Source organism: Roseomonas sp. TS2 (assembly GCF_058833935.1).
The window spans coordinates 1-9469 of the sequence record NZ_JCACVY010000171.1 but is presented as its reverse complement, the minus strand read 5'-3'; the positions used below and the strand labels follow the sequence as shown (position 1 = coordinate 9469).

Sequence of the window (9469 nt, the reverse complement as noted above, 5' to 3'; positions counted from 1 at the left end):
TCCCGGCCAATGCGGTGACGGCGCTGCTGCTGGGCGCGCTGCTGATCCACGGCGTGCAGCCGGGGCCGATGATCCTGGAGCGGCAGCCGGAGATCTACTGGGGCGTCATCGCCTCCATGTATCTCGGCAATGTCCTGCTGCTGGTGCTGAACCTGCCGCTGGTCGGGCTGTTCGTGCGGGCGCTCGAGATCCCGCGCCGCTTCATGGCGGCGGCCATCCTCTCCATCTGCGTCATCGGCGTCTACAGCACCAACCTCGCCAGCTTCGACGTGCTGCTGGCGGTGGGCTTCGGCCTGCTCGGCTTCGTGCTGCGGCGCGGTGGGTTCGACCTTGGGCCGCTGGTGCTGGCCTATGTGCTGGGGCCGACCTTCGAGCGCTCGCTGCGCCAGGGCCTGCTGATCTCGGATGGCGACCTGACGGCGCTGCTGGAGCGGCCGATCGCGCTGGGCTTCATCGCCGCCGCCACGCTGACGCTGCTGGCCGCGATGCTGCTGCGCAACCGCGCCCGGGTGGCGGACTGAGCCGGTCCGCCGCCCCCATCCGATCCTGCCACGCTTGCGCGCGGCCGGCCGGCGGCGGCATGATCCGCCGCCGGCCACCGACGGGCCGGCCCGGAGGAGGAGAGGGCCCATGACGCCAGCGTCCGAAGCGCCGAGCCCCGGCGCCACGCCACGGATCACGCCGTTCTTCGACAAGGAGAGCAACACCATCAGCTACGTGGTGCGTGACCCGGCCTCGCTGTCCTGCGCCGTGATCGACAGCGTGCTGGATTTCGACTACGCCGCCGGCCGCGTCTCCACCGCCTCGGCCGATGCCGTCATCGAGCACATCCGGCGCGAGAAGCTGCACCTCGAATGGCTCATCGAGACGCATGTGCACGCCGACCACCTCTCGGCGGCGCCCTACATCCAGCAGCGCCTGGGCGGCCGCATCGGCATCGGCGAGGGCATCCGCGCGGTGCAGGACACCTTCGGCAAGGTGTTCAACGAGGGCACCGAGTTCCGCCGCGACGGCAGCCAGTTCGACCACCTGTTCCAGGATGGCGACACCTACGAGATCGGCGCCCTGCGCGGCACCGCGCTCAGCACCCCGGGCCACACCCCCGCCTGCATGACGCATGTGATCGGCGATGCCGCCTTCGTCGGCGACACGCTGTTCATGCCCGATGGCGGCACCGCGCGGGCCGATTTCCCCGGCGGCGACGCCCATGCCCTCTACCGCTCGATCCGCCGCGTGCTGGCCCTGCCGCCGGAGACGCGGCTGTTCATGTGCCACGACTACGGCCCCAACGGGCGCCCGATCCGCTGGGAGACGACGGTGGCCGAGGAGCGGGCGCACAACATCCATGTGCGGGACGGCGTGACGGAGGAGGAGTTCGTGGCCCTGCGCACCGCGCGGGACGCGACCCTGGCGATGCCCCGGCTGATCATCCCCTCGATCCAGGTGAACATGCAGGCGGGCCAGCTCCCGCCGGCCGACGGCGCCGGCCGGCGCTTCCTCAAGGTGCCGCTGAACGGGCTCTGAGGGCGGTGGCCGGCCTCAGCCCGGCGGCCGGAGCAGGCGGCGGGCGGCCTCCACCACCGCCGCCCGGTGGAGCGCCAATGGGGGCAGCGCCAGCGGGTGCGGCGCCAGCGGCGGCTCCGCCGCCCCGGCCAGCTGGCGCACTTCCTTCGGCATGTGGCACCAGCTGCGGGCGAGGGCGATGAGAAGGCTGAGCAGCGCCGCCGGGTCCCAGCCCGCGTCGATCAGCCCCGCCTGCTGCGCGCCGCGCAGCTTCTCCACCTTGGCCCGGTAGGCGGCCAGCCGGGGGTGATCCTCCGGCAGGCTCTGGCCGGTGTCCTCCAGGGCGCACCAGGCGGCGATACGGTGGTGGTCCGGGTGGCGCTGGAAGTGGTCGAACAGCCGCCCGACATAGCCGGGCAGGTCGGCGGGGTCCATCGGCACGGCACGGGCGATCTCGGCCATCTGCTGGGCCTTGATGGTCTCCAGCAGCTCCTCCTTGTCGTGGAAATAGGCGTAGAGCCGTTCCTTGCTGGTGCGCGCCGCCGCGGCGATGCGGTTGATGCGCGCGCCGGCGATGCCGTGATCGGCGAATTCCCGCAGGGCTGCCTCCAGGATGCGCGTGCGCGTCGTCTCGTCCGCCGGTGACATTGCCCTGACCCGCTCCCGTGGTGCCCCGCTCCTGCCGGGCTTCCGCCCCGACCGAACCATTTGGTTTGACATCCTGGCCGGGGCTTGGCTAAACCCGAACCGTCTGGTTCTGCCAGCCCGGCCCGCCCTCCTGTGTAGGGCCTCGCCGCCGGGCGCGACAGGGCCGCAACGCTTTTCCCCTGGCCCCGCCCGGCCTGCCAGCCGGCGCCGCCAGCCTTCGCCCACTCCGCTTCCTGCTGCCCCGCTTCCCCCGAAGGACGGTCCCCATGGAACTGATCATCAACGGCACGCCGCGCCGCGTGGAGTCCGAGGCCGACACCCCCCTGCTCTGGGTGATCCGCGACGAGCTCGGCATGACCGGCACCAAGTATGGCTGCGGCGCCGCGCAGTGCGGCGCCTGCACCGTGCTGGTGGACGGCCAGCCGACGCGCTCCTGCGTCACGCCGGTGGAGAGCGTCGCCGGCCTGCCCGTCACCACCATCGAGGCGATCGGCGAGGACCCGGTGGGCCGGAAGGTGGTCGAGGCCTGGGTGGCGCAGCAGGTGCCGCAATGCGGCTACTGCCAGTCCGGCCAGGTGATGGCGGCCACCGCGCTGCTGAAGCAGACGCCGCAGCCTTCGGACGAGGACATCGCCGCCGCCATGACCAATCTGTGCCGCTGCGGCACCTACAACGCCATCGCCGCCGCCACGCGGCAGGCCGCGCAAGGCTAAGCGGGAAGCATCGCGCCATGAACGCCATCACGCCCCCCGCCCTGGTCGAGGCCCTCGCGCTGCGCGACGCGCTGCCCGAGGACCGGCCGCTCAACCTCTCCCGCCGTGGCCTGCTCGGCGCCTCGCTGGGCGCGCTGGTGCTGGGCGCCGCGCTGCGCGGCGCGCCCGCCCGCGCCCAGGCCGCCGCCGGCGCCGGCACGGTGAAGCCCGGCACGCGCGTGCCTGCCTTCCTCGAGATCCGCCCCGACGGCGCCATCCTGCTCCGCAGCCCCTTCGTCGAGGGCGGGCAGGGCGTCTCCACCGCCATGGCGCAGATCGTCGGCGAGGAGCTGGACGCCGACCCCGCCCGCTTCACCGTGGAATGCGCGCCGCCCGGCGCGGACTACCTGGTGGTGAACGGCATGCGCATCACCGGCGGCAGCTACTCGGTGCGCAGCAGCTACGCCACCATGCGCCAGCTCGGCGCCAGCGCCCGGCACATGCTGCTGCACGCCGCCGCCACGCGCCTCGGCGTGCCGCCGGAGAGCCTGTCCACCGCGCCGGGCCGGGTGGTCCATGCCGCCTCCGGCCGCGCGCTGGACTACGGCGCGCTGGCCACCGAGGCCGCCGCGCTGCCGGTGCCCGAGGGCGTGGCGCTGCGCGCGGAGAAGGATTTCCGCTGGATCGGCAAGCCGGTCGCGCGGCTGGACGTGCGGGAGAAATCCACCGGCAAGGCCACCTACGCCATCGACATGACGGTGGAGGGCATGTTGCAGGCCGCCGTGCAGCACGCGCCGCGCCTGGGCGCCGAGCCCGGCGCCATCGCCAACGAGGCGGCGGTCAAGGCGATGCCGGGGGTGCACTCCATCCACCGCCTGCCCGGCGCCGTGGCCGTGGTGGCGGACCGCTGGTGGCGCGCCCGCCGCGCGGTGGAGGCGCTGGAGGTTACCTGGACCGCCCCCGCCGCCGAGGCGCGCAACGCCCTGCTGGCCGACTTCTCCTCGGAGGGGATGCGCGCCGCCCTCGCCGCCGCCCCCGGCCCCGGCAACGCCGCCGAGACGGAGGGCGATGCCGCCGCCGCGCTGAAGGGCGCCGCCCGCACCGTCGAGGCGACCTATGACGCGCCCTACCTGGCGCATGGCCAGCTGGAGCCGCCCTCGGCCCTCGCCCGCTGGAACGCGGATGGCACGCTCGACCTCTGGCTGCCCAACCAGGCGCCGGAGATGTTCCAGCGCACCGCCGCGCAGGTGGCGGGGATCGCGCCTGAGAAGGTGAGGATCCACTCGCCGATGCTGGGTGGCTTCTTCGGCCGCCACTTCCTCTACGACGCGGCCAGCCCCTTCCCGCAGGCCATCCAGCTCGCCAAGGCGACCGGCCGCCCGGTGAAGCTGATCTGGAGCCGCGAGGAAGAGTTCCTGCGCGATGCGCTGCGGCCGATGGGGCTGGCGCGCTTCCGCGCCGGCCTCGGCGCCGACGGGATGCCCGTGGCGCTGGAGGCCGAGGCGGTGGGCGAGGGGCCGATCGGCCGCTACTTCGGCACGAAGCCCGGCGCGGCCGACCCCTCGGTGGTGGAGGGCATCGCCGGCAAGCCCTACGCCATCCCCAACCGCCGCGTGGCGCAGGTGCCGGTGAAGCACCCGGCGGTCATCGGCTTCTGGCGCTCCGTCGGCCACTCGATGAACGACTTCTTCTACGAGGCCTTTCTCGACGAGATGGCCGAGGCCGGCGGCCAGGACCCCTACGCGCTGCGCCTGCGCCTGCTGGCGGGGAAGCCGCGCCACAAGGCGCTGCTGGAGGCGGTGGCCGACCTCTCGGGCGGCTGGAAGCGCGGCCCCTACGAGGCGGCGGACGGCACCAGGCGCGCCCGCGGCGTCGCCATGGCCTCGCCCTTCGGCAGCGAGGTGGCGACCATCGCCGAGGTCTCGCTGAAGGGCGGCGAGGTGGTGGTGCACGATGTCTGGGTGGCGATCGACCCGGGCCGCATCGTCAACCCGGCCATCATCGAGGCGCAGGTGAACTCCGCCGTGGCGCTCGGCCTCTCCTCGGCGCTGCTGGAGGAGGTGGTCTATGCCGATGGCGCGCCGCAGGCCCGCAATTTCGACGGCTACCCGATCCTGCCGCCGGACCGCATGCCGCGCGTGCATGTGCGCATCGTCGAGAGCGGCGCGCCGATGGGCGGGATCGGCGAGCCGGGCCTGCCCGGCGTGCCGCCCGCCGTGGTCAACGCGGTGGCCGCGCTGACCGGCCAGCGCATCCGCAGCCTGCCGCTTTCCAAGACCCGCCTCGGAGCCGCCTGATGATCGCCTGTCGCCTGTCCGCCGCCGCCCTGCCCATTGCTGCCCTGCTCGGCGCCGCCCTGCTCGCCGCCCCCTCCGCCCGCGCGGAGGAGGGGGATGCGGCGCGGGGCCGCACCCTGTTCCAGCGCCAGTGCCAGTCCTGCCACCAGGTGGCGCAGCCGCGCAACGGCGTCGGCCCCACGCTGCAGGGCGTCATGGGCCGCGCGTCGGCCAGCGTCGAGGGCTACAACTACTCGCCGGCGCTGAAGGCGCTGGGCCAGAACTGGACGCCCGAGACCCTCGGCGCCTTCCTGGCCAACCCGACCGGCGTGGCGCGCGGCACCCGCATGGTGCAGCGCGTGGCGGCCGAGCAGGACCGCAAGGACATCATCGCCTTTCTCGCGGCGCCCTGAGGCCCGCCGCCCAGGGCTTTGCTGCCCAGGGCTTCGCCGCCCAGGGCTTTGCAGCTCAGTCCGCCGCCTCGGCCATGCCGAGGCGGCGCAGCGCGGCGCGCGGCCGCGCCGGCGGCAGGCGGTGGGCCAGCCCCATCGGCGCCTCGGCGAACAGGGCGGGGTCCATCTCCCGCAGCTCGGGCGCGATGCGCGGGCGGAAGCCCATCACCCCCAGCACGTCCTTCTCCAGATCCATCCCCGGCGCGATCTCGACCAGCTCCGGCCCTTCCGCGCCGAGGCGGAACACGGCGCGCTCCGTGACGTAGAGCACCGGCTGGCCGCGCTGGCGCGCATAGGCGCCGGAGAAGGTGACCTGCTCCACGCGCCCTACCGCCTTGGGCGTGCCATTGGCGGTGAGCGTGCCGCCGAAGATGACCGACTTCGCCCCCTGGCTGATGTTGACGAAGCCGCCCGGCCCGACGATCCGCCCGCCGAAGCGCGAGACGTTCACATTGCCCTCCGCGTCGAACTCGGCGAAGGAGAGGAAGGCGAGGTCGAGCCCGCCGCCATCGTAGAAGTCGAACTGGTAGGGCTGGTCCACCTGCGCGTCGGGCGAGCGGGCGGCGCCGGCCTCGTTGCCGCTGGCCGGCGCGCCGCCGATGTTGCCCTGCTCGTTGGTCAGGCAGACGCGGCGCAGCACGCCCTCCTCCGCCGCCACATTGGCCATGCCGGTGAAGATGCCGGAGCCGAGGTTGCAGATGGCGCCCTCGAACAGCTCGCAGGCGCCGCGCCGGGCGACAACGCGGCGCGGCCCCGGCGGCAGGCGGGGGATGTCCTCCAGCGCCACGCGCTGATGGCCGGAATAGGCCGGGCTGTCCTCCGTCTCGAAGGTCTGCCACTGCTCCGGCTCGACCACCAGCGCATCGACCAGGATGCCCGGCACCTTCACCAGCTTGGGGTGCAGGCTGCCGCGCGGCACGATGCGCTTGACCTGCGCGATGACCAGCCCGCCCGCGCGCCGCGCCGCCTGGGCGATGCTCAGCATCTCCAGCGTCACTGCCTCGTGCTCCATGGAGATGTTGCCGTCCTCGTCGGCGGCGGAACCGCGCACCAGCGCCACATCCACCGCGTAGGGGCGGTAGAACAGGTATTCCTCGCCGCGGAACTGCACCAGCTCGACCAGATCCTCCCGGGCGCTGGGGCTCTGCCGCCCGCCCTCCAGCCGTGGGTCGGCGAAGCTGTGCAGGCCGATCCGCGTCATCAGCCCCGGCCGCCCCGCCGCCATCTCCCGCATCAGCTGGGAGAGCGAGCCCTGCGGCAGGGTGTAGGCCTCGATCTTGTCCTCCAGCGCCAGCCTGGCGATGCCGGGGCTGTTGACGAAAGTGCCGGAGACGACGCGCTTCAGCAGCCCCTCCTGCGCCAGGTGCCCGGCGCCGCGCGTCTTGCCGTCGCCCAGCCCCACCGGATGCAGGGCGGTGATGCCGCGCGGGTGGCCGCTCTGCCGGAAGCGCTCGCCGATGGCGGCGAGCAGCGCATCCGGCACCGCGTGGCCGCCGCCCGAGCCGCCGATCAGCAGCGTGTCGCCATCTCGCAGCAGCAGGGCCGCCTCGGCCGCGCTCATCCGCCTCATGGCTTTCTCCTCCCCTGTGTCGCCTTGCCCGATTCATCCTGTATTGGAACGTTCCGATCAAGCCCGTCCGGGGCTTCCCCGCGCGCAAATTGGAACGTTATAATCAACGGCAGAAGAAACAGCGGGAGGGGGACGAGGCCATGCAGGGTGCGGTGACGCTGGACTGCGCCGATGGCATCGCCGAGCTGGTGATCGACCGGCCGGCGAAGCACAACGCGGTCACGCCCGAGATGGCGCGGCAATTCGCCGGCCATGTCCGCCGGATCAATGAGGATGATGCGGTGCGCGCCGTGCTGCTGCGCGGCGCCGGCGAGCGTGCCTTCTGCGCCGGCAGCGACCTCAACGCGCTGGCCGCCTATCCCACCGCCTGGCACTTCCGCAACCGCGTGGAATACGCGGCGGAGATCCGCCTCCTGCGCAAGCCGGTGGTGGCGGCGCTGCAGGGCTGGACGCTGGGCGGCGGCGCCGAGCTGGCGCTGGGCTCCGACCTGCGCGTGGCCGCCGAGGGCACGCGCATCGGCTTCCCCGAGGTGGAGCGCGGCTGGGTGGGTGGCGGCGGCGCCTCGCAATTGCTGCCGCGGCTGGTCGGCCAGGCGGCGGCCGCGCGGCTGCTGCTGCTGGGCGAGCCGGTGGAGGCGGCGGAGGCGCTGCGGCTCGGGCTGGTGCACGAGGTGGTGCCGCCGGCCGGCCTGCTGCCGCGCGCCCGCGCCCTGGCGGCGCGGCTGGCGGGGTTCAGCCCCGTCGCCGTGCAGGCGGTGAAGGCCTCGCTGCGCATGGCGATGGAGGCGCCGCTGGCGGCCGGCCTCGCCTATGAGAACGAGATGAACGTGCTGTGCTTCAGCGCGGGCGACCACCTGGAAGGCATCCGCGCCTTCAACGAGAAGCGGCCGGCGGCCTTCACCCGATGAGCGGGGCGGGGGCGGTGGGCGTCGGGCTGGTCGGCCTCGGCATGGCGGTGAAGCCGCACATGCTGGCGCTGCGCGAGCTGGAGGCGGCGGGCGTGGTGCGGATCATGGGCGGCCACGCGCCCTCGGCGGAGCGGCGGGCCGCCTTCGCCGTGCAGTGGGGCGCGCCGGTCTTCCCGACGCGGGAGGCGCTGCTGGATCAGCCCGGCCTGGGGCTGGTTCTGGTCCTGACGCCCCCCGGCAGCCACCTGGAGGTGGCGCGGGCCGTCGCCGCCACGGGGCGGCACATGATCGTCGAGAAGCCGCTCGCCCTGGACGTGGTGGAGGGCGAGGCGCTGGCCGCGCTGGCGGAGGCGGCGGGCGTGCGCTGCGGCGTCTGCCTGCAGCACCGCTTCCGCCCGGCGGCGCTGCGGCTGCGGCAGGCGGTGCAGGCGGGCGCGCTGGGGCGGCTGCTCTCGGCCAGCGCCTCCATCCGCTGGTGGCGGGATGCCGCCTACTTCGCCACGCCCGGGCGCGGCATGCGCGCGCGCGACGGCGGCGGCGTGCTGCTCACCCAGGCGATCCACACGCTCGACCTGCTGCTGCACCTGGCCGGGCCGCACCGGCAGGTGATGGGCTTCGCCCGCACCTCGCCGCTGCGCCGCATCGACACGGAGGACATCGTGGCCGCGGCCATCGCCTTCGGGAACGGTGCCATCGGCGTGCTGGACGCCACCACCGTGGCCCGCCCGGGCTACCCGGAGCGGATCGAGCTGGCGGGCACGGAGGGCTCGGCGGTGCTGGAGGGCAGCCGTCTGGTGCTGCACGGGCGCGACGGCAGCACCACGCTGGGCGGCGCGCTGGAGGGCGGCGGCGGCGCCGACCCGATGGCCTTCGACCACGGCCCGCACAAGGCGATGATCGCCGAGGTGCTGGCCGCCATCGCGGAAGGACGCCCGCCGATGAACGATGCGCGCTCCGCCCTTCCGGTGCAGCGGCTGATCGAGGACCTGCTGGCCGATGCGGCGGGCCGCGCATGAGCGGCGGCATCACTGGTAGTATCACTGGCGCCACGCGCCTCTACGCCATCCTGGGCGACCCGGTGGCCCCGCTGCGCTCGCCGGCGCTGTTCAACGCCGCCTTCGCGCGGCTGGGGCGGGATGCCGCCTTCCTGCCCCTACAGGTGCCGGAGGGGGCCTTGCCGGAGGTCTGGGCCGGGCTGCGGCGCATCGGCAATCTCGACGGGCTGGTGATCACCATGCCGCACAAGGCGGCGGCGTTGCCGCTGCTGGACGCGCTGGGCCCGACCGCCACCCTGACCGGCACCGTCAACACCGCCCGCCGCCGCCCCGATGGCGGGTGGGAGGGCGAGATGTTCGATGGAGAAGGCTTCCGCGACGGGCTGGAGCGCGCCGGCCACGCCCCGCATGGCGCGCGGGTGCTG

10 protein-coding genes are annotated in these 9469 nt (G+C 74.0%); 8 read left to right on the top strand and 2 right to left on the bottom strand.

Going from position 1 to position 9469, the window contains the following annotated elements; all coding sequences use genetic code 11:
• Nucleotides 1-521, top strand: a 521-nt coding sequence (locus ACZJYS_RS19790; RefSeq protein ID WP_493180045.1) for a tripartite tricarboxylate transporter permease, incomplete at its 5' end; no start/stop codon positions are given.
• Between the two features lie 109 nt (nucleotides 522-630).
• Nucleotides 631-1524 carry an MBL fold metallo-hydrolase gene (locus tag ACZJYS_RS19785; RefSeq protein WP_109517141.1) on the top strand — a complete coding sequence of 298 codons (894 nt, stop codon included), beginning with the start codon at nucleotides 631-633 and terminating at the stop codon, nucleotides 1522-1524.
• 15 nt (nucleotides 1525-1539) lie between these two features.
• Here the strand turns inward: ACZJYS_RS19785 and ACZJYS_RS19780 are convergent, their stop codons facing one another.
• A complete protein-coding gene (locus ACZJYS_RS19780; protein WP_109517140.1) occupies nucleotides 1540-2151 on the bottom strand; it encodes a TetR/AcrR family transcriptional regulator in 612 nt (203 codons plus the stop codon).
• A 266-nt stretch (nucleotides 2152-2417) separates the two neighbouring features.
• Here ACZJYS_RS19780 and ACZJYS_RS19775 point away from each other — a divergent pair, with 266 nt between their 5' ends.
• From ACZJYS_RS19775 to ACZJYS_RS19765, 3 genes are read left to right on the top strand one after another with little or no spacing between them, the layout of a single operon-like run.
• Nucleotides 2418-2864 carry a (2Fe-2S)-binding protein gene (locus ACZJYS_RS19775; RefSeq protein ID WP_109517139.1) on the top strand — a complete coding sequence of 149 codons (447 nt, stop codon included), beginning with the start codon at nucleotides 2418-2420 and terminating at the stop codon, nucleotides 2862-2864.
• Between the two features lie 17 nt (nucleotides 2865-2881).
• A complete protein-coding gene (locus tag ACZJYS_RS19770; protein WP_493180044.1) occupies nucleotides 2882-5140 on the top strand; it encodes a xanthine dehydrogenase family protein molybdopterin-binding subunit in 2259 nt (752 codons plus the stop codon).
• Entirely contained in the window at nucleotides 5140-5532 is a 393-nt protein-coding gene (locus tag ACZJYS_RS19765; protein ID WP_493180043.1) for a c-type cytochrome, read from the top strand. Before ACZJYS_RS19770 ends, ACZJYS_RS19765 begins: the two co-directional genes overlap by 1 nt.
• Nucleotides 5533-5587: 55 nt before the next feature.
• On the opposite strand, the gene ACZJYS_RS19760 is transcribed toward ACZJYS_RS19765, so the two are convergent.
• Nucleotides 5588-7141, bottom strand: a complete 1554-nt coding sequence (locus ACZJYS_RS19760) for an acyl CoA:acetate/3-ketoacid CoA transferase (RefSeq protein WP_493180042.1) — start codon at nucleotides 7139-7141, stop codon at nucleotides 5588-5590.
• A gap of 140 nt (nucleotides 7142-7281) precedes the next feature.
• Here ACZJYS_RS19760 and ACZJYS_RS19755 point away from each other — a divergent pair, with 140 nt between their 5' ends.
• The 3 genes from ACZJYS_RS19755 to ACZJYS_RS19745 all read left to right on the top strand — a co-directional run.
• Nucleotides 7282-8049, top strand: a complete 768-nt coding sequence (locus ACZJYS_RS19755) for an enoyl-CoA hydratase/isomerase family protein (RefSeq protein WP_493180041.1) — start codon at nucleotides 7282-7284, stop codon at nucleotides 8047-8049.
• A complete protein-coding gene (locus ACZJYS_RS19750; protein WP_493180040.1) occupies nucleotides 8046-9065 on the top strand; it encodes a Gfo/Idh/MocA family protein in 1020 nt (339 codons plus the stop codon). Before ACZJYS_RS19755 ends, ACZJYS_RS19750 begins: the two co-directional genes overlap by 4 nt.
• On the top strand, nucleotides 9062-9469 hold a 408-nt coding region (locus ACZJYS_RS19745; RefSeq protein WP_493180039.1), incomplete at its 3' end, for a shikimate dehydrogenase family protein. The genes ACZJYS_RS19750 and ACZJYS_RS19745, both read left to right, overlap by 4 nt.

Coding starts and splice junctions, on each gene's coding strand:
- ACZJYS_RS19785 (WP_109517141.1), top strand. CDS start 631: ATGACGCCAGCGTCCGAAGCGCCGAGCCCCGGCGCCACGCCACGGATC.
- ACZJYS_RS19770 (WP_493180044.1), top strand. CDS start 2,882: ATGAACGCCATCACGCCCCCCGCCCTGGTCGAGGCCCTCGCGCTGCGC.
- ACZJYS_RS19755 (WP_493180041.1), top strand. CDS start 7,282: ATGCAGGGTGCGGTGACGCTGGACTGCGCCGATGGCATCGCCGAGCTG.
- ACZJYS_RS19760 (WP_493180042.1), bottom strand. CDS start 7,141: ATGAGGCGGATGAGCGCGGCCGAGGCGGCCCTGCTGCTGCGAGATGGC.
- ACZJYS_RS19780 (WP_109517140.1), bottom strand. CDS start 2,151: ATGTCACCGGCGGACGAGACGACGCGCACGCGCATCCTGGAGGCAGCC.
- ACZJYS_RS19775 (WP_109517139.1), top strand. CDS start 2,418: ATGGAACTGATCATCAACGGCACGCCGCGCCGCGTGGAGTCCGAGGCC.
- ACZJYS_RS19750 (WP_493180040.1), top strand. CDS start 8,046: ATGAGCGGGGCGGGGGCGGTGGGCGTCGGGCTGGTCGGCCTCGGCATG.
- ACZJYS_RS19765 (WP_493180043.1), top strand. CDS start 5,140: ATGATCGCCTGTCGCCTGTCCGCCGCCGCCCTGCCCATTGCTGCCCTG.